The organism is Mesorhizobium sp. WSM4898 (genome assembly GCF_029625845.1).
GTDB lineage: Bacteria > Pseudomonadota > Alphaproteobacteria > Rhizobiales > Rhizobiaceae > Mesorhizobium.
In genome coordinates this window covers 185081-204004 of sequence record NZ_JARTVQ010000003.1, presented here as the reverse complement: position 1 = coordinate 204004, position 18924 = coordinate 185081, and the positions used below count along the sequence as shown (strand labels likewise).

22 protein-coding genes are annotated in these 18924 nt (G+C 63.0%); 8 read left to right on the top strand and 14 right to left on the bottom strand.

What is annotated here, in order from left to right; translation table 11 throughout:
- The first annotated feature begins 91 nt into the window (after nt 1-91).
- Nucleotides 92-1291 carry a multidrug effflux MFS transporter gene (locus P9228_RS15640; RefSeq protein ID WP_278054936.1) on the top strand — a complete coding sequence of 400 codons (1200 nt, stop codon included), beginning with the start codon at nt 92-94 and terminating at the stop codon, nt 1289-1291.
- Nucleotides 1292-1314: 23 nt separating this feature from the next.
- On the opposite strand, the gene P9228_RS15635 is transcribed toward P9228_RS15640, so the two are convergent.
- The 8 genes from P9228_RS15635 to P9228_RS15600 form a co-directional block, all read right to left on the bottom strand.
- Nucleotides 1315-1725, bottom strand: coding sequence for a hypothetical protein (locus P9228_RS15635; protein ID WP_278054234.1), 411 nt, complete (start codon nt 1723-1725; stop codon nt 1315-1317).
- 78 nt (nt 1726-1803) lie between these two features.
- A complete protein-coding gene (locus P9228_RS15630; RefSeq protein WP_127248038.1) occupies nt 1804-2631 on the bottom strand; it encodes an inositol monophosphatase family protein in 828 nt (275 codons plus the stop codon).
- Entirely contained in the window at nt 2628-3515 is an 888-nt protein-coding gene (gene ttcA / locus P9228_RS15625) for a tRNA 2-thiocytidine(32) synthetase TtcA (protein ID WP_278054231.1), read from the bottom strand. The genes P9228_RS15630 and ttcA overlap by 4 nt, the downstream gene beginning before the upstream one ends.
- Nucleotides 3516-3702: 187 nt before the next feature.
- Nucleotides 3703-4320 (bottom strand): 30S ribosomal protein S4, encoded by a 618-nt coding sequence (gene rpsD, locus P9228_RS15620; protein ID WP_066995136.1) that lies wholly within the window; start codon nt 4318-4320, stop codon nt 3703-3705.
- Between the two features lie 408 nt (nt 4321-4728).
- Complete coding sequence (locus P9228_RS15615) at nt 4729-4911, bottom strand: DUF3008 family protein (RefSeq protein WP_066995133.1); 183 nt, start codon at nt 4909-4911, stop codon at nt 4729-4731.
- A 59-nt stretch (nt 4912-4970) separates the two neighbouring features.
- Complete coding sequence (gene murI, locus P9228_RS15610) at nt 4971-5771, bottom strand: glutamate racemase (protein ID WP_067328310.1); 801 nt, start codon at nt 5769-5771, stop codon at nt 4971-4973.
- 106 nt (nt 5772-5877) lie between these two features.
- Entirely contained in the window at nt 5878-6492 is a 615-nt protein-coding gene (locus P9228_RS15605; RefSeq protein ID WP_278054229.1) for a DUF805 domain-containing protein, read from the bottom strand.
- A gap of 78 nt (nt 6493-6570) precedes the next feature.
- A complete protein-coding gene (locus P9228_RS15600; RefSeq protein ID WP_067328305.1) occupies nt 6571-7410 on the bottom strand; it encodes an RNA methyltransferase in 840 nt (279 codons plus the stop codon).
- A gap of 203 nt (nt 7411-7613) precedes the next feature.
- Between P9228_RS15600 and P9228_RS15595 the strand changes: the two genes are divergently transcribed.
- The 4 genes from P9228_RS15595 to P9228_RS15580 are packed head-to-tail and all read left to right on the top strand — an operon-like array spanning nt 7614 to nt 10360.
- Complete coding sequence (locus P9228_RS15595) at nt 7614-8825, top strand: NADP-dependent isocitrate dehydrogenase (RefSeq protein ID WP_278054226.1); 1212 nt, start codon at nt 7614-7616, stop codon at nt 8823-8825.
- A 3-nt stretch (nt 8826-8828) separates the two neighbouring features.
- On the top strand, nt 8829-9566 hold the full coding sequence (locus tag P9228_RS15590) for a hypothetical protein (RefSeq protein WP_067328299.1): 738 nt from the start codon (nt 8829-8831) through the stop codon (nt 9564-9566).
- A 1-nt stretch (nt 9567) separates the two neighbouring features.
- Nucleotides 9568-9786 (top strand): hypothetical protein, encoded by a 219-nt coding sequence (locus P9228_RS15585; RefSeq protein WP_278054224.1) that lies wholly within the window; start codon nt 9568-9570, stop codon nt 9784-9786.
- The gene (locus P9228_RS15580; RefSeq protein ID WP_278054222.1) at nt 9779-10360 is read left to right on the top strand and encodes a demethoxyubiquinone hydroxylase family protein; all 582 of its coding nucleotides are present in this window, start codon (nt 9779-9781) and stop codon (nt 10358-10360) included. The genes P9228_RS15585 and P9228_RS15580 overlap by 8 nt, the downstream gene beginning before the upstream one ends.
- A gap of 10 nt (nt 10361-10370) precedes the next feature.
- Here P9228_RS15580 and alaS read toward each other — a convergent pair whose 3' ends face one another.
- On the bottom strand, nt 10371-13040 hold the full coding sequence (gene alaS, locus P9228_RS15575; protein ID WP_278054220.1) for an alanine--tRNA ligase: 2670 nt from the start codon (nt 13038-13040) through the stop codon (nt 10371-10373).
- Between the two features lie 268 nt (nt 13041-13308).
- Complete coding sequence (gene recA / locus P9228_RS15570; RefSeq protein WP_067328293.1) at nt 13309-14409, bottom strand: recombinase RecA; 1101 nt, start codon at nt 14407-14409, stop codon at nt 13309-13311.
- Between the two features lie 280 nt (nt 14410-14689).
- On the opposite strand from recA, the gene P9228_RS15565 reads away from it, so the two are divergent.
- Nucleotides 14690-15628 carry a carbohydrate kinase family protein gene (locus tag P9228_RS15565; protein ID WP_278053990.1) on the top strand — a complete coding sequence of 313 codons (939 nt, stop codon included), beginning with the start codon at nt 14690-14692 and terminating at the stop codon, nt 15626-15628.
- 49 nt (nt 15629-15677) lie between these two features.
- Nucleotides 15678-16595, top strand: coding sequence for a pseudouridine-5'-phosphate glycosidase (locus tag P9228_RS15560; protein ID WP_127240416.1), 918 nt, complete (start codon nt 15678-15680; stop codon nt 16593-16595).
- A gap of 3 nt (nt 16596-16598) precedes the next feature.
- Here P9228_RS15560 and P9228_RS15555 read toward each other — a convergent pair whose 3' ends face one another.
- Entirely contained in the window at nt 16599-16922 is a 324-nt protein-coding gene (locus tag P9228_RS15555; protein ID WP_066995104.1) for a TfoX/Sxy family protein, read from the bottom strand.
- A gap of 89 nt (nt 16923-17011) precedes the next feature.
- Here P9228_RS15555 and P9228_RS15550 point away from each other — a divergent pair, with 89 nt between their 5' ends.
- Nucleotides 17012-17509, top strand: a complete 498-nt coding sequence (locus P9228_RS15550) for a GFA family protein (RefSeq protein WP_278054219.1) — start codon at nt 17012-17014, stop codon at nt 17507-17509.
- A gap of 8 nt (nt 17510-17517) precedes the next feature.
- Here the strand turns inward: P9228_RS15550 and P9228_RS15545 are convergent, their stop codons facing one another.
- The 3 genes from P9228_RS15545 to P9228_RS15535 form a co-directional block, all read right to left on the bottom strand.
- A complete protein-coding gene (locus P9228_RS15545) occupies nt 17518-18036 on the bottom strand; it encodes a DUF2199 domain-containing protein (RefSeq protein ID WP_127240413.1) in 519 nt (172 codons plus the stop codon).
- Nucleotides 18037-18423, bottom strand: a complete 387-nt coding sequence (sufA, locus tag P9228_RS15540; RefSeq protein ID WP_127403312.1) for a Fe-S cluster assembly scaffold SufA — start codon at nt 18421-18423, stop codon at nt 18037-18039.
- A gap of 108 nt (nt 18424-18531) precedes the next feature.
- Nucleotides 18532-18924 carry an SUF system Fe-S cluster assembly protein gene (locus P9228_RS15535; RefSeq protein ID WP_095779637.1) on the bottom strand — a complete coding sequence of 131 codons (393 nt, stop codon included), beginning with the start codon at nt 18922-18924 and terminating at the stop codon, nt 18532-18534.

Here is an 18924-nt window from a genome sequence, read left to right as displayed (position 1 = left end):
GCGCCGGTCGACCGGCGCGTGTTCGTTTGATTGATCGGATTTTGCCGTGGACAATCAGGCACTAGCGCAGCAGTCGGCAAAAAGCTTGCCCATTCCGCGCTGGGAATTCATTGCGCTCTGCGCGGCGCTGATGGCGCTCAATTCGCTCGCCATCGACATCATGCTGCCGGCACTGCAGCAGATCGGCGCCTCGCTCGGCGTCGAGAATGAAAACCACCGCCAGTATGTGATCACAGCCTACATCCTTGGCTTCGGCACCGGTCAGCTCTTCTTCGGTCCGGTTTCCGATCGTTTCGGCCGCCGTGCGCCGCTGGTCGCCGGCCTGATCATCTACGTGGCGGCGGTAGCGGCCGCTGCTGTTGCACCGACCTTTGCCACCCTTCTCGCCTGCCGTGTCGTGCAAGGCATCGGCGCGGCGGCCACCCGCGTCATCGCCGTCTCCATCGTGCGCGACACCTTCGAGGGCCGCCGCATGGCCGAGGTCATGTCGCTGATCTTCATGGTGTTCATGGCGATACCGGTCGTTGCGCCCGGCATCGGCCAGTTGATCATGCTCTTCGCCACTTGGCACTGGATCTTCGTCACCATGGCCGTCGGCGCGCTCATCGTGTCGGCATGGTCGCTGTTGCGCTTGCCGGAGACGCTGCATCCGGAATACCGGCGGCCCTTAACCGTCAACGCCGTCGTCGGCGGCTTCCGCATCGTGCTCACCAACCGCATCGCGCTTTGCTATGCCTTTGCCAGCACCTTCATCTTCGGCGCCATGTTCGGCTTCATCAATTCCGCGCAGCAGATCTATCTCGAAGTCTTCCATGTCGGCGAGCTGTTTCCGCTGATCTTCGCCGGCGTCGCGGGCGTGCTCGCCTTCTCGAACTTCCTCAACGCGCGGCTCGTCGGCAAGGTCGGCATGCGGCGCCTGTCGCAGAGCGCGCTGCTGCTCTTCCTCGCCATCAGCCTGGTCTGGCTCGTCGTCTCGCTCGAGATCGAGATGCCGCTCTGGCTGTTCATCGCCTTCTTTGCCGGCGCGATGGTTCCATTTGGCTGTCTCGGCGCGAATTTCAACGCGCTCGCGATGGAGCCGCTCGGCGAGCTTGCCGGCACGGCGTCCTCCATCCTCGGCTTCATGCAGACCTTTCTCGGCGGCCTGCTCGGAACGCTGATAGGCCAGGCCTATAACGGCACGGTCACGCCATTGGCCGCCGGCTTCTGCAGCGTTTCCCTCGCCGCCCTGCTGATGATCCTGATCGCCGAGCGCGGAAGGCTGTTCCAGCCCCACAATCCGCCGGTGTGAGACCCTCGCCTACGGCCACCCGCTCAGGATTTTCGTTCAAGCGCAACCGTGAAGCGGGGCGAAAGTATGCGCCCTGCGATCGCCTCGCCCATGCTCTCGGTAAAGGGTAACGGCAGGGCCTTATCGAGAGCCTCGAGGACTGAGGCAACGAAGGCTCTGTTCAATGCATCGTTCGATCCGAGTGCGGAGAAGGTCGCGCGCGGCTTGCCAATGAGCGTTCCGTCTCGGCGGAGCGAGAACCGCAGGGTCAAGGACAGGCCGGCAGTTCCGTGAGGCGGCCGCCAGCAGGCGTAAATGGCAGCCGACATTTCCGCTATGGAGTTAACGGGATCGCGACTGCCGCAGGCGCGCTCCCGTGCCGCTGCTTCGTCAGCACCCGTGATCGTCACGGTGATGGCGAGAGCCAGAGCGACCATCGCGGACTGGGTGCCCATTCACATCTCCGGATTTGCGTGAGGTCATAGGTCGACATCTTCCAGCCGACCGGCTGGCCCTCGCTGGCGCAATCGATCCTATTCCGCCCAGAGCTCGCGCCGCAGTTCGTTCCAGCTATCCTTGTCTGGCGCAACCAACAACCCGCCGTCGACATGCGACGGCAGATAGGCATCGCCGTCGATCCGCGCCGCATAACCACCGGCCTCCTGATGGATCAAGACGCCGGCCAGATGGTCCCATGGCATCAGCTTGTTGTAGACGACGAAATGCGCATGGCCGCTCGCCAGCAGCCGGTATTCGTGCGCGGCGCAACGATAGCCGAACTGCGACAGCGCCTTTGTGTGGTTGCGAGCGAGCCGCGAGCGCTCCGGTTCCTTCAGATACTGCCACGAGATCGCGCCGGTCATCTCGGAGATCGGCACCGGCTCGGCGACCCGCACCCTCTCCAGCGCGCCATGTGCGTGGCGGATATGGCTGCCCGCCCCCTTGGCGCCGATCAGCCAGTCGTTGCCGACCGGATCGTGGATGATGCCGGCAACCGTCTCGCCGTTGACCACGACGCCCAGCATGACGCCGAACAGCGGCACACCGGAGGCGAAGTTGAAGGTGCCGTCAACCGGATCGATGACGAAGGCGAGTTCGGCATCGCCGAGCCCTTTGAGCAAGGCCGGATTGTCGGAACAGGCCTCCTCGCCGAGGATCATCGCTGAAGGGTAACGCTCGCGCAGCCTGGCAGTGATCAGCCTTTCGGCGTTGACGTCCGCCTCCGTCACCAGATCGGCGGCCGAAGTCTTCTGGCGAACATCGCCCTCGCCCAATCGGCGGAAGCGCGGCATGATTTCGGCCTTGGCTGCGTCAGCTAGAAGCTCGGCCAGCCAGTCGATCGCTTGCATGTCAAACGTCATCGGAAATGTCTTTTCCCATGGTAAGGCGCATCGAGCGCGGCGAAGTCGAACAGTTTTCGGTCGAGCAGATGCGAGGGTCGCACATTGGTCATCGCGCGGATCATCGTGTCCTTGCGGCCAGGCATACGCTTCTCGATATCGTCGAGCATCGCCTTCATGGCGTTGCGCTGCAGCCCTTCCTGGCTGCCGCAGAGATCGCACGGGATGATTGGGAACTTCAGTGCATTGGCGAATTTCTCGAGATCCGCCTCGGCGCAATAGGCGAGCGGGCGCAGAACCATGACGTCGCCCTCGTCATTGAGAAGCTTCGGCGGCATGGCGGCGAGACGCCCGCCATGGAAGAGGTTCATGAAAAAGGTTTCGAGGATGTCCTCCCGGTGGTGGCCGAGCACAAGCGCGGTGCAACCCTCCTCGCGGGCGATGCGATAGAGGTGGCCGCGCCTCAGCCGCGAGCAGAGCGAGCAATAGGTGCTGCCCTCGGGCAGCTTGTCGGTGACCACCGAATAGGTGTCCTGGTACTCGATGCGATGCGCAATGCCGTTGGCGCCGAGGTAGTCCGGCAGGATGTGCTTCGGGAAATTCGGCTGACCTTGGTCGAGATTGCAGGCAAGCAGCTCGACCGGCAGCAGCCCGCGCCATTTGAGATCGAGCAGCAAGGCAAGCAGGCCATAAGAATCCTTGCCGCCGGAGAGCGCCACCAGCCAGCGCTCGCCGGGTTTCACCATGGCGAAGTCTTCGATCGCTTGGCGCGTGAGCCGCAGCAGCCGCTTGCGCAGCTTGTTGAACTCGACCGAGGATGGCACGTCGCGGAACAACGGATGGAATCCGCCGTCCGGCTCGTCGGCGATCGGCTCAAGCGATTTGACGTTTGGCAGCATATTCATGGCGCAGGTGCCCGCGGTTCTGTTGCCGCTTCGCTTAGAGCATTTTGCAGCCAAGTGGAATCACTAGCCGTCGCGGAATTGCGGCTAAAAAAATGACCAGGGTGGAATTGCCGCCCTGGCCGACGCGACAAACAAAGAAAAGGCCGCCTCGAGGGCGGCCTTGGATGGGTGTCGCCGATTGGTCGGATCAGCGCGAATAGAATTCGACGACCAGGTTCGGTTCCATCTGGACGGCGAACGGAACATCCGCCAGGCCGGGAACGCGGTTGTAGGTCGCGGTCATCTTGTTGTGGTCGGCCTCGATATAGTCCGGCACGTCACGCTCGGCCAAGCCTACCGATTCCAGCACGATGACGAGCTGCTTCGACTTCTCGCGCACCTCGATGACGTCGCCCGGCTTGCAGCGGTACGAACCGATATTGGTGCGCTTGCCGTTGACGTTGACGTGGCCGTGGTTGACGAACTGGCGGGCCGCGAAGATGGTCGGCACGAACTTGGCGCGATAGACGATCGCGTCGAGACGCGACTCGAGCAGGCCGATCAGGTTCTCGGAGGTGTCGCCCTTGCGGCGGTTGGCCTCCTCATAGACCTTACGGAACTGCTTTTCCGAAACATCGCCATAGTGGCCCTTGAGCTTCTGCTTGGCGCGCAACTGCAGGCCGAAGTCGGAAAGCTTGCCCTTGCGGCGCTGGCCATGCTGGCCGGGACCGTATTCGCGCTTGTTGACCGGGGACTTCGGACGGCCCCAGATATTTTCGCCGAGACGGCGGTCGATCTTGTATTTCGCGGATTCGCGCTTGCTCATCGCATTCCCTTTCAAAACGATATACCCGGAACCCCTTGGCTCCGGGTGAAGGAAACGCGCCCTCCTCTGGCCTCCGTTTTCGAGGCCTGACAGGGTTTCCCACGCAACGCGACGGAAAACCCACGGGACACGTCAGTTCAACAAGACCGCCGACAGAGTGGCTTCCGGTGAGGTCTTGCCCATGCAAAAGAAACCACCGGACGTCGCCGCCCGGTGTTGGTGGCCCTGTTAAACAGAGATTTAACCGGTGTCAAGCTCGTGTCGGCGACGCACCCTCAACCATTCTGCCGTCATGACGCCGGAGCCGGCGATGGCAGGCATTGGCATGGCCGCAAGCAGATCCGCCACGTCGTGGCATGCCGCGGGTTTCTATCCAGGCACCAACTTGAGAGCCAGGCAGCCACAAAGTCAGGACTTCTTGCTAGGCAGTCCCTTGCGTTTGGTCTCGGCGAACTCCTCGAGTTGCTTCTCGCTCATGGACTCGTACATCTCGCGCGAAGCACCCTTAAGCTCGGTTTTCTTGGTCTCGCCGCGCTTGGCCGAAAGGGCTGCGCCGGCTGCCTTCTGTTGGGCTTGCGATTTGGCTGGCATGCGATTTCTCCCTGTGCGGTAGTGGGAAGAGAAACGCTGCGGCGCTATCGCAGTTCCAGCTAGCGCGAGGTCAGCCCAAAGCCCTGGATGAGCCTGCGCGTGGCGAAATCCACCTTACCAGAGGTGAAGAGGGCGATATCGGGCTCGGTCTCGCCCGACGGTTCGCCGATAGGCTGCAGCAGCGACATGGCGCGCCGGGCAATGGCTTCCGCCGGATCGATCCAGTCGACCGGCCAGGGAGCGGTCTTGCGCATGCGGTTGGCCAGGAACGGATAATGCGTGCAGGCGAGCACGACGATGTCGGTGCGCTGCCCGTCGTGCTCGATGAAGCAGGGCGCGATCTCGGCGCGCACGGCTTCCTCGTCGACAAAACCTTCGCGCATATAGATCTCGGCCAATGCGGCAAGCCTGTCGCTGCCGACGAGCCGGACATGGCATTTCTGCGCCCATTTGCTGATCAGGTCACGCGTGTACTGGCGCTTCACCGTGCCCGGGGTCGCCAGCACCGAAACCAGGCCGGACCGCGTGCGCTCGGCCGCCGGCTTGATCGCGGGCACCGTTCCGACAAAAAGATGACCGGGAAATTTTTCCCGCAGCGCATCGATCACCAGGGTCGAGGCGGTGTTGCAGGCGATCACTGAGATCGCCGGCTGCAGACGGTCGAGCAATTTGCCGAACAGGGCGAGTATGTGCTCCTTGAGCGCCGGCTCTTCCCATGCGCCGTAAGGAAAAGCCGCGTCGTCGGCGACATAGACGAAGCGCCGATCCGGCATCAGGACGCGCGCCTCGCGCAGCACCGTCAGTCCGCCGACACCGGAATCGAACATCAGGATCGGACGCTGGTTTGATCGATCGTTCATTGTCATCCGACTACAGGAAGAAGCTGACCCGAGATTTGGCCAACCGCGCTTCTATCCTGAACGATCATGGTCTTGAAGTGGCAGATGCCAGCAGCTTTTGCGCAACTCAGAGCCCCCGCTTGCCGAAGCCGGCGGGTCGCGCCCGGCCAAACGGCTGCGGCGCCGGCGCCGGCGCCGGACGCGCGGGTTGCGCAGCAGTCCGTGGCGCAGCTGGAGCGACGCTCGCTGTCGCCCTCGCGGGGCGCGCCTCCGCCGGCAACGAGCCTTCAAAGTCGAAAGCCTCGGTCAGCTCATCGATGTTGCTGCCGGCCACAGGCTTTGCCCACAGGATCGTGCACCAGAGGCCGAATATGGCAAGGCCGAGCAGGTTCAGGCCACCGGGCGCGCTCTCAGGATTGCCGAAATCGATGACCAGAAGCGTTCCGGCCTGCAGCAATCCATAGATGCCGGAAAAGGCGATATAGGACCAGAGGATCCAGCCTGAACCATCGGCATCGCGGCTGCGGCGCCATGCGATGTTGCAGCGCAGCGCGACGAAGACGAGCGACACAACAAGCGCGGCGCCGGCCAGGCTTTGCCGCGACGGACCCGGCATCGAATTGATCAATCCCGCGAAGCCGGTCGTTGCGGCAATGCAGAGCACGATCGCTACCGCTTCCGCTATGAACAGACATAGCGAATAGAAGAAGAAACGCAGGCGACCAATATTGGACGTAAACATCTGCTGCCCCATCGTTCCAAGAACGATGAACCAAACCGCATAATATTCGGTTACCTTGAAGGTTCGGAGCTTACGGATTTAACTTTCTTTGTCCGTTGTTCGCTTGCGCGTAGCCGGCGCCCGCCTCGGATCATCCCCCGGTGAGCCGTCGCCGCGCGGCATTGCCGGCGAAAACCTGTCGAGCGACGAGATGATGCCGCGCAGCACCTTCAACTCGGGCTCAGCGAATCCCGCCCGCGTCAGCACGGCGCGCAGATTGTCGACCATCTTAGGCCTCTTCTCTTCCGGGCGGAAATAGCCGCGCGCCTCGAGAGCGCCTTCGAGATAGGTGAACAGGCTGTGCAGCTGTTCCTTGGTCGCCGGAACGAGCTCCGGTCCGGCGAAGTTGGTCGCGGTCTCTTCGGCAAGGCCGGATTTCATCCATTCATAGGACATCAAAAGCACGGCCTGTGCGATGTTGAGCGAGGAGAAGCCGGGATCGACGGGAAAGGTGACGATCTCGTCAGCCAGACCAACCTCTTCATTGTAGAGGCCAAAACGTTCACGGCCGAACAGAATTCCGGTGCGCAGCCCTGCCTGCTCGCGGGCCCGGAGCGCCCTGCCCGCATCCACCGGACCGCGCACCGGCTTGAAGCCGTCACGCTCGCGGGCGGTGGTGGCGAAGACGAAGTTGAGGTCGGCCACTGCCGAGGCAAGGTCGTCGAACACCGTTGTCGCATCGATGACGTGGTCGGCGCGGCTGGCGGCGGCACGCGCCTTCTCGCTCGGCCAGCCGTCGCGCGGATTGACCAGGCGCAGCTCAGAAAGGCCGAAATTCGCCATGGCGCGCGCGACCATGCCGATATTCTCGCCGAGTTGCGGCTCGACAAGGATGATCGCCGGTCCGGCGGTCTTGGCGGTGTCGTTTGCGGCTGGCATGGCTCTCCGTACATGAGGTTTGCGGCGTTTCGGCGTCCCCTGCCACATCCGGGCCTGAAAATGAAGCATTCACAAGCGCGACACCGGTCTGCGATCGGCTGATCGCGGTTTGCGCGCTCAAAAAGGCTTTGATATACGCTGCCCAACCTCGGCCGAAGCCACGGGCAAGGCCGTTCAGATCCCCAGCAACGAGGCATTTTTCCATGGCGAAGATCAAGGTGGCGAACCCGGTCGTCGAGCTCGACGGCGACGAGATGACCCGCATCATCTGGCAGTTCATCAAGGACAAGCTGATCCACCCCTATCTCGACATCAAGCTGGACTATTTCGATCTAGGGATCGAGAACCGGGACGCCACCAATGACCAGGTGACCGTCGACTCGGCCAACGCCATCAAGAAATACGGCGTCGGCGTGAAATGCGCGACGATCACGCCCGACGAGCAGCGCGTCGAGGAATTCAAGCTGAAGAAAATGTGGAGGTCGCCCAACGGCACCATCCGCAACATCCTCGGCGGCACCATCTTTCGCGAGCCGATCATCATGAAGAACGTGCCGCGCCTGGTGCCCGGCTGGACCAAGCCGATCGTCGTCGGCCGTCACGCCTTCGGCGACCAATACCGCGCCACCGACTTCCGCTTCCCGGGCAAGGGGAAGCTGACAATCAAATTCGTCGGCGAGGACGGCCAGATGATCGAGCATGACGTCTTCGATGCGCCGGGCGCCGGCGTCGCCATGGCCATGTACAATCTCGACGAGTCGATCCGCGAATTCGCTCGCGCCTCGCTGAACTATGGCCTGCTGCGCAACTTCCCGGTCTATCTCTCGACCAAGAATACCATTCTCAAAGCCTATGACGGGCGCTTCAAGGACATCTTCCAGGAGGTCTACGAGAAGGAATTCGAGGCCGAGTTCAAGGCGAGAAAACTCTGGTACGAGCACCGCCTGATCGACGACATGGTCGCCTCCAGCCTGAAATGGTCGGGCGGCTATGTCTGGGCCTGCAAGAATTATGACGGCGACGTGCAATCCGACACCGTGGCGCAGGGCTTCGGCTCGCTCGGCCTGATGACCTCGGTGCTGATGACGCCGGACGGCAAGACCGTGGAAGCGGAAGCCGCCCACGGCACCGTCACCCGCCACTACCGCCAGCATCAGAAGGGCGAGGAAACCTCGACCAACTCGATCGCCTCGATCTTCGCCTGGACGCGTGGCTTGGCCCACCGCGCCAAGCTCGACGGCAATGCCGAGCTCAAGCGCTTTGCCGAGACGCTGGAAAAGGTCTGCATCCAGACCGTCGAGGGCGGCTTCATGACCAAGGACCTGTCGCTGCTGATCGGCCCCGACCAGCCCTGGCTGTCGACCACCGGCTTTCTCGACAAGATCGACGAGAACCTGCAGAAGGCGATGGGGTAAGAAGTGCCGAGCCTTGTTGCCAGCGAAAGGGTCCGCCTTTGCGCTGGCAACAATGCCGACCTCTGCCAGGCTATTTTCAAGGTGCACGGGCTAAGCGGCCGGAGGAGCCGCTCCGTCTGGTCCAGCGATGAGCAAGCACCTCCTTACTACCCCAATGCCGCCACTTTGGATGCCGATGCCATACCGATCCAACTTGCAGAAATAGCCAGACTGACATCTGTTCTTGCCACCAGCTTTTCGGTCAAGGATTGCTTCTGCCGTCTGGATCTCCGACCGCTCGGGTTCAGCCAACTCTTCGAAGCAAGCTGGATCTGGATGGACCTAAGGCGTCCAACGACGACCCCCTCCGGTTGGGAACGTGTTGGGGACGCAGCCAGCTTGGAGATGTGGGAACTTGCCTGGACGGATGGCGCAGGTTCCTCCAGCGGCCGTGTCTTTCCGACCGCAGTTCTGGCCGACCCTGCCATCGCCATCCTTGGCCGACGGACGGCCGACGGCTTCACCGCCGGCTGCATAGCCAATAGATCCGAGCTCGTGATCGGGTTGTCAAATGTCTTTGCCACGGATGGCAATTCGACCTATCGAGATGCTGTGCAAGCCGCAGCCAATACGTTTGCTGAAAGTCGCGCGCTGGTCGGGTATGAACGCGGCGGCGGGCTGGATGACGCACTGGACTGCGGCTTTCAGACCACCGGCACGCTGCGCGTCTGGATACGGGACAGCCAAGCCAAAGAGGAATGAAGTGGCAAAGCCTCTTCTCTACGGCGCCCACTACAGCGTCTATGTCCGCATCCGCGTCGACTACGAGCTCGTCCCTCTCGACATCTTCACGGCCGAAAGGGCGTCAATTATCGGCTATTTCCTCAAGGTCGCCGAAGGGCGAAAGCTGCTTGCCCGCTTTCCAGACTTGCAGGACCGGTGGGATCGCATCGTCAGGCGGGCAAGCTTCTCCAATGCATGAGCTTTCCGGTCGCGAAGCGCTGACCACAGCCAGGATAGCCCGGGTCAACCACGCAGGCGAGTTTGGAGCGATCAGGATCTATTCAGCGCAAATCTTTGTCGCCCGGCACTTTTGGCGCGATTGCGTGCCGTCTTTGTCGGAGATGCTTGGACACGAGCGCCAGCATTGCGCCTTCTTCCGTGCCGCCATGCCAATGCGAAACTCGCGTCCATGTCGCGTCATGCAGTTCTGGAGCTGGGGCGGCTGGCTGTTGGGCTTTCTCACCGCCATGCTCGGCCCACAAGGCATATGGGCATGCACCGCCGCTGTCGAAGCGACCGTGCACCGCCATCTTGACGACCAGCTCTACTATCTAGCCGGGCGCGATCCCGGACTGCACGCCATCATCCTGTCGATCCGCGAGGAAGAGCTGGCCCATCTGCGTCACGCCGAGGAGCATCTGCTGGCACCAGGCCCGCTGCTTCTCCTCCTGCGCGCGGCGATCGCCGTCGCCACGGATTGCCTCATCTGGCTGTCCACCTGGGGCGACTCTGTCAGAATGGCGCGCGCCCTGAAAGCGGCAAAGCCTTCCTGACACAGGAACACTAAGCGGCTTCGAGCGCCGCCTTTACCGCCGCGATGGCGTCGTCCGCCTTGGAGGCGTCGGGGCCGCCGGCTTGCGCCATATCGGGACGCCCGCCGCCGCCCTGCCCGCCAAGCGCGGCGGACGCAACACGGACGAGATCGACAGCGCTGAAGCGGCCGGTCAGGTCGTCGGTGACGCCGACCACCACGCTCGCCTTGTTGTCCTCGCCGGCACCGATAAAGACGACCACGCCGGAGCCCAGCGTCTTCTTGCCGGCATCCGCAAGCGGCTTCAGGTCCTTCGGCGCGACACCGCTGACCGCTTTGCCGAGGAAGCCGACACCCGCAACCGTCTCGTTGGTGGCCGGAGCATCGGCAACGGCAGCGCCGCCGCCAAGGGCCAGTTTCTTGCGCGCCTCGGCGAGCTCTTTCTCGAGTTTCTTGCGCTCCTCGAGCAAAGTCTCGACACGCGCAGGAACGTCGGCCGGCGAGATCCTCAAGGTCGCCGCGGCTGCCTTCAGGCGCTTGTCCTGCTCGTCGAGATGCCTGCGCGCCGCCTCGCCGGTCAGCGCCTCGATGCGGCGCACGCCGGCGGCGACCGCGCTGTCCGACAGGATGCGCACAAGGCCGATATCGCCGGTCGACCTGACATGCGTGCCGCCGCAGAGCTCGACCGAATAGGGACGGTTGGCCTTGGCGCCGTGCAGGCCGGTGCCCATCGAAACGACGCGCACCTCGTCGCCGTATTTCTCGCCGAACAGCGCCATCGCGCCCTCGGCAATAGCATCGTCCACCGACATCAGCCGCGTCGTCACCGGACTGTTCTGCACGACGATCTCGTTGGCCATGCGCTCGACATCCTCGAGCTCCTCGGCCGAGATCGGCTTGTTGTGCGAGATGTCGAAGCGGAGGCGATCAGGCGCGACCAGCGAACCCTTCTGAGCGACATGGGTGCCCAGCACCTCACGCAGCGCCTCGTGGATGAGATGCGTCGCGGAGTGATTGGCGCGCAGCTTCGAACGGCGCGCGTGATCGACCTTTAGCTCCACGGCAGCGCCGGTCTTGATCGTACCGCGCGTCACCTTGCCCAAATGCACGAAAAGCCCGTCGGCCTTCTTTTGCGTGTCGGTGACCTCGATCGAGAAGCCGTCGCCGGAAATCATGCCGGTATCGCCCATCTGGCCACCGGATTCGCCATAGAATGGCGTCTGGTTGACGACGACGGCAACCGCGTCGCCCTGCCCGGCGCTGTCGACAATCTTGCCATCCTTGACCAGGGCCTGGATCAGGCCTTCCGCCTCTTCCGTCTCGTAACCGAGGAAATCGGTGGCGCCGGTCTGCTCGCGCACCGGGAACCAGACCGTCTCGGTCGCCGCTTCGCCCGACCCCGCCCAGTGCGCGCGCGCTTCCGCCTTCTGCCGCTCCATCGCAGCGGTGAAGCCGGCAAGATCGACCGAGATGTCGCGTTGGCGCAGCGCATCCTGCGTCAGGTCGAGCGGGAAGCCATAGGTGTCGTAGAGCTTGAAGGCCGTCTCGCCATCCAGCATGTCGCCGGCGTGCAGCTGTTCCGTCGCCTCCGAAAGCAGGCCGAGACCGCGGACCAGCGTCTTGCGGAAGCGCGTCTCCTCGAGCTTCAGCGTCTCGGTGATCAGCGCTTCGCCACGCACCAGTTCCGGATAGGCCTGGCCCATCTCGCGTACCAGCGCCGGCACCAGCTTCCACATCAGCGGCTCCTTGGCACCGAGCAGTTGCGCATGGCGCATGGCACGACGCATGATGCGACGCAGCACATAGCCGCGGCCTTCATTGGAGGGCAGCACGCCGTCGGCCACCAGGAAGGATGACGAGCGCAAATGATCCGCGATCACGCGGAACGATGCTGCATTCTCCTGGTTGTGACCGTGCCCGAGCGCCGAGCATGCCGCATCGATCAAATGCCGGAACAGGTCGGTCTCAAAGACGCTCTCCACTCCCTGAAGGATCGAAGCCATGCGCTCCAGGCCCATGCCGGTGTCGATCGACGGGCGCGGCAGGTCGATGCGCTCGTCTTTCGTCACCTGCTCATATTGCATGAACACCAGGTTCCAGAATTCGAGGAACCGGTCGCCGTCCTCCTCCGGGCTGCCGGGCGGACCGCCCCAGATATGCTCGCCGCGATCGATGAATATCTCCGAGCACGGACCACAGGGACCGGTGTCGCCCATCGCCCAGAAATTGTCAGAGGTCGGAATGCGGATGATGCGATCGTCCGAGAAGCCGGCGATCTTCTTCCAATAGCCGGCCGCCTCGTCGTCTGTGTGATAGACGGTGACCAGAAGCTTGTCCTTCGGCAGGCCGAATTCCTTGGTGATCAGGTTCCAGGCAAGCTCGATCGCGCGCTCCTTGAAATAATCGCCGAACGAGAAATTGCCGAGCATCTCGAAAAAGGTGAGATGGCGCGCGGTGTAGCCGACATTGTCGAGATCGTTGTGCTTGCCGCCGGCGCGCACGCTCTTCTGCGCGGTCGCGGCGCGCGAATAGGACCGCTTCTCCAGGCCGGTGAACACGTTCTTGAATTGCACCATGCCGGCGTTGGTGAACATCAGCGTCGGATCGTTGCGCGGCACCAGCGGGCTGGAGGCAACGATCTCATGACCCTCCTTGCGGAAGTAGTCGAGGAATGTCGACCGGATCTCGTTCACGCCACTCATGGATACTGCCTTTTCGCGAAAACCGCCGGCCAGGCCGGCGGCAAATGGGCTTTCGTGTGTCAGAAGATAGATTGGCCTTTTAGCCGTAGCTCTTGACCCTGTCCAGAAACACGGAACCAAGGCCAATCCTCCGGCTGGGCGGCCTGTGCCCTCGCCCCCAAACGTAAACCGCCGGCACGAAGGCCGGCGGTTCGAACGCAGTACTAGGGAACTCGATTACATCAGCCTTAGATAATGGATCCGGATTATGGCCGAACTCCGGCAGTGCCTACATCGCGCCAGCCTCGTCCTCGAAGCTGTCGTCACCACCGCCTTCGGAGCCGCCGTTCTCGAGGAATTTTTCGGCGATCAGCCCGGCATTCTGCCTCAGCGCCAGCTCGATCTCGCGCGCCGTGTCCGGATTGTCGCGCAGGAAAAGCTTGGCGTTCTCACGGCCCTGACCGAGACGCTGCGAATTGTAGGAGAACCAGGCGCCCGACTTCTCGACCACGCCGGCCTTGACCCCGAGATCGACGAGCTCGCCGGTCTTCGACACGCCCTCGCCATACATGATGTCGAACTCGACCACCTTGAAGGGCGGAGCCAGCTTGTTCTTCACCACCTTGACGCGGGTCTGGTTGCCGACCACTTCGTCGCGATCCTTGACCGAGCCGATGCGGCGGATGTCGAGGCGCACCGAGGCGTAGAATTTCAGCGCGTTGCCGCCGGTCGTGGTTTCCGGCGAGCCGAACATGACGCCGATCTTCATACGGATCTGGTTGATGAAGATGACCATGGTGTTGGAGCGCGAGATTGACGCGGTCAGCTTGCGCAGCGCCTGGCTCATCAAGCGGGCCTGCAGGCCGGGCAGCGCGTCGCCCATCTCGCCCTCGATTTCGGCGCGCGGCGTCAGCGCCGCCACCGAATCGACCACCAGAACGTCGATTGCGCCGGAGCGCACCAGCGTGTCGCAGATCTCCAGCGCCTGCTCACCCGTGTCGGGCTGCGAGATCAGGAGGTTTTCGAGGTCCACGCCGAGCTTGCGGGCATAGACCGGATCGAGCGCGTGCTCGGCATCGACGAAGGCGCAGATACCGCCCTTCTTCTGGGCTTCCGCAACCGTGTGCAGCGCCAGCGTCGTCTTGCCCGAGCTTTCCGGCCCGTAGATTTCGATGATGCGGCCGCGCGGCAGCCCGCCAACGCCGAGCGCGATGTCCAGCCCGAGCGATCCCGTCGGCACGGTTTCGATCTCGACCACCTGCTCATTGGCGCCGAGCCGCATGATCGAGCCCTTGCCGAAAGCGCGCTCGATTTGCGACAGCGCCGCATCCAGAGCCTTTGATTTGTCCACTGCCTTATCCTCTACAAGCCGCAAACTATTCTGAGCCATGATACATCACCCCTTGGTCGTCAATGAAGGCCGGACAATCCGTGATCCCTGCCAGTTTGTACCTTTTTTGTTCTCATCTGGCAAGAGGCAGCAAATGACTGGAAAACAAATAATATCTGGATTTGTTCTATTTTTGTCTCACTAGAGATGGCGTGAACCAGTGCTGCTGATCCAAGCGAGATCTCGTTATCCGGGCGGCCCGAATCGCGACCCGATTGCGGGGCGATGCGCGGAAACCTAGTGTGCGCACGCAAACAATCAACGAGGTCACCTCCGCGGCATGCCGACATCCCCAAACATCCTGGCGCTGGGCGGCGCCCATATCGACCGGCGCGGCCAGGTCTCGGGCCCTTACGTGCCCGCCGCATCCAATCCCGGCATCATGCGCGAGGATGTCGGCGGCGGCGTCTTCAACGCGCTGCGCAGCATTGTGAAGCGCGGCGTCTCGGCCTCGCTGCTTTCGGTGCGCGGCGGCGATGCGGCGGGTGAGACCGTCGCATCGGCGATCGACGAGGCCGGCATCGCCGACCTTTCGGCGGTGTTCCTCGACCGCACGACGCCGAGCTACACTGCGCTGATCGACAGCGAGGGGGAGTTGATCGTCGGCTTTGCCGATATGGGCCTTTACGACCTCGCCTTCCCCAAGCAGATCCGCCGCGCCAAGGCGCGCGAGGCAATCGCCGAGGCAGACGCGATCCTCTGCGACGCGAACCTGCCGACGGCGGCCCTCGAGCGTCTGGTTGCGCAAGCCGGCGACAGGCCGATTTTCGCCATCGCCATCTCGCCGGCCAAGGTGGTGCGGCTGGCGCCGCTGCTCGGCAATCTTTCGCTGCTGTTCATGAACCGCCGAGAGGCGGCGGCGCTGGCTGGTGCGGATATTTCCGGCCGCGATCTTGTCGGGGAACTCAGGCGGCTGAGCTTGACGGCAGGCGTGATCACGGCCGGCAGTGCTCCGGTGCTCGGCTTCGACCAATCGGGCGTCTTCGCCATCGACCCGCCCTCCCCGCGACGAGTTGCCGACGTAACCGGCGCCGGCGACGCCCTGACCGGAGCAACGGTTGCCGCGCTGCTGCGCGGGCTGCCTTTGCGGAGGGCACTGCGCGAAGGTGTTGCCGCGGCGATGCTCGCCATCGAGAGCGCCGAGGCGGTACCGTCTTTCACCGCCGGCAGTTTTGGCCAGGCGCTTGCCCTTGTGCCCGAGGCACGGGTGGTGGCATAGGGCCACAAACTATCTTGCCGGAGTGTTTTCTCCGGAGTGGAGAACGGACATGACGCCCGAAACCGCCCGCCCCTTCATCGACATTCATCCGCCAGTGGCGGAGGCGCTTGCCGCCGGGCGGCCTGTGGTGGCGCTGGAAAGCACCATCATTACCCACGGTATGCCATACCCCGACAATGGCGCGATGGCCGCCAAGGTCGAGCAGATCATCGCCGAGAGCGGCGCCGTGCCGGCGACGATCGCCGTGGTCGATGGACGCATCAAGATTGGCCTTTCCGATGGCGAGCGCGAATCGCTTGCCATGACCGGCGACGCCATGAAGCTGTCGCGTGCCGATATCGGCTTTGCCGTCGCCCAAAAGCGCACCGGCGGCACCACCGTGGCCGCCACCATGATCGCCGCGCACATGGCCGGCATAAAGGTCTTCGCCACCGGCGGCATCGGCGGCGTCCACAAGGGCGCCGAAAAGAGTTTTGACATCTCGGCCGACCTCGACGAGCTGGCGCGCACGCCGGTCGTCGTCGTCTCGGCCGGCGCCAAGGCGATCCTCGACATCGAAAAGACGCTGGAAGTGCTGGAGACGCGCGGCGTGCCAGTCATCGGCCATGGCTGCGAGACCATGCCGGCCTTCTGGTCCAGGCAATCGCCCTTCCGCGCGCCGCTGACGTTGCATGCGCCTGAAGATATCGCGCATTTCTATCATATCCGGCAGGCGCTCGGCCTCGGCGGCGGCATACTGGTCGCCAATCCGGTGCCGCAGAACGACGAGATCCCGGCAGCCGAGATGGACGGCTACATCCAGGCCGCGCAAAAGGCGGCCGAAGCGCAGAACATCACCGGCAAAGCCGTGACGCCGTTCCTCCTGTCGTGGATTTTGGAGCTCACCGGCGGCCGCAGCCTCAAGACCAACATCGCGCTGGTCGAAAACAATGCGCGGCTGGCGGCGGAGATCGCGAAGGCGCTGTAAGCCTTATCTGCCCGCGCGCCGCCCCGCTTCATAAGCGCGCCGCGCCCAGACCGCCATTTCGTCGGGATCGTCGAAGGCGCTGTCGGGAACGCTCCAATAGGGCATCGCCACCTCCTTGCCGTGCCGCGAGCCGGTATAGGTCCATTGGCTACAGCCGGCGGCCTCGAATTCGGGGATCGTCTCCTCGTCGGCCTTCAGCATCAGTTCGCCGCGCACGACCACCGCGACGATGACGCCGTCGCAATAGATTCCCTTGCCGCCGAACAGTTTTCGGATGCTGATCGGCCCCAGGCTCTCGAACAATTCTTCGAGGCGGTCATTGTCCATGCCGCAATCATCTCATCCGGCATGGGCCTTGTCATCGCAGCAACCAACAGCATGCTGACAGGTTGAGACATGAAATGGAGGTTCGCGCCATGCCTGTCCTGCTCAAAGGCTCCTGCCGCTGCGGCGCCGTCCGCTTCGAGGTGGAAAGTCATACGCCCGTGCCGTTCATGCTCTGCTACTGCTCGATCTGCCGCAAGCAGCAGGGCGGCGGCGGTTTTGCCATCAATCTCGGCGCCGACAACCAAACGCTCAAGGTCACCGGCAAGCCCAATCTCGGCGTCTACCGCGCTGAGATCGAGGACGACGAGCATCCGCACTGCGAGGTCTCGACCGGCGAGCGCAATTTCTGCAAGACATGCGGCGCCGCGCTCTGGGTCTACGACCCGACTTGGCCGGACCTCGTCCACCCCTTCGCCTCGGCGATCGACAGCGACCTGCCGAAGCCGCCGGAAAAGGTGCATCTGATGCTGAAATACAAGGCGAGCTGGGTCGAACCGGCGATCGGCAAGAACGACAAGGTGTTCGAGCTCTATCCCGAAGAATCGATCGCCGACTGGCACAAGCGCACCAGCTCGTGGGTGGACTAAGCCTGAATCTAAGAGCGATGGGTTAGCGCAACCCAGCGCTCGATCTGCCTCACATCCACCCCTTCGCGCTGCGCGGCGACCAAGGGGTGGTCTGCATCATGCAGAAAAACCCTGGGACGCAGATTGCCGGGCTGAAACACAACATTGGCATGCAGGTGCATCGAGCTCGGATACTCAGGAATGTCGTGCATCAAATACCCGAAGCAGAGCTCGTCCTCATATTGGCCGCTATCATACCCGGCTCGATACACATTCCAGCTTCTTTCCGAGACGGACATCCAAACACCGAAACAGAACTCTTCGGCCAACTGAGGTACCGGCAAGGGCAGCAGGCAACGAATGAAGCGGTCTGTTTGCCCCGTGGCGTAACTCACCACGCAAAAATCGTCGTTCTTGCGGAAAGTCGACCGAGCTACCTCGTCAAGCGCGTCTGGATTCACCGGTGCGCCAAAGGCTATATCGGTGGGAAGTCCGGTGAACTCCTGGTCACAGCAGGCACATCGCCAGCGATATGCCTCGGCGCTCACCTAAGCAGCGCTTGAAGCGCGCACCTCCGCCAGCGCCTTGAGATCGGCCGGCTTCAGCTCGACGGATTCGCCGCAGCCGCAGGCCGAGCTCTGGTTCGGGTTCCTGAAGGTGAAGCCGGTTCGCAGCGTCGTCTGCTCGAAATCCATCTCGGTTCCGAGCAGGAAAAGCGCCGCTTCCGGCGCGACATAGACGTGCGCGCCGTCGCGCTCGATATGATCGTCCTTGGGGTTCGGCTCGGTGACCAGATCGACCGTGTATTCCATCCCGGCGCAGCCGCCCTTCTTGATGCCAAGACGGATCCCATGCGCGTTGTCGCGCGTAGCGACGATCTCACGCACGCGGTCCGCGGCCTTGTCGGTCATCGTGATGACGGCGAAGCGTCCCATGTCATTCTCCACGTTCGCGCGGGTTCAAGGCCCGCGGAATGAGTCTGCCTTTAAGATGGTGAAGTTTCACCTTTGCTGCAAGCCAGCCAACCTTAGTGGGGTCGCTGGCTAGTACCATCCAACCGCGACCTGCGCCTCTTCCGACATCCGGTCGGGTGTCCACGGCGGGTCGAACACCATGTTGACCTCGACGCCCGAAACTCCCTCCACGGCGCCGACGGCGTTCTCGACCCAGCCCGGCATTTCGCCGGCCACCGGGCAGCCCGGCGCGGTCAGCGTCATGTCGATCTTGACCGTCCGGTCGTCCTCGATGTCGATCCTGTAGACGAGGCCGAGCTCGTAGATGTCGGCCGGGATTTCCGGATCGTAGACAGTCTTCAGCGCCGAGACGATATCGTCGGTCAGCCTCGCTAGCTCATCGGCGGGGATCGCCGAGGCTGAGACGAGGCCGTTACCGGCCGTTTCCGGCGCGGTCTCTGCGGTGGTGGTCACATCGTCCAT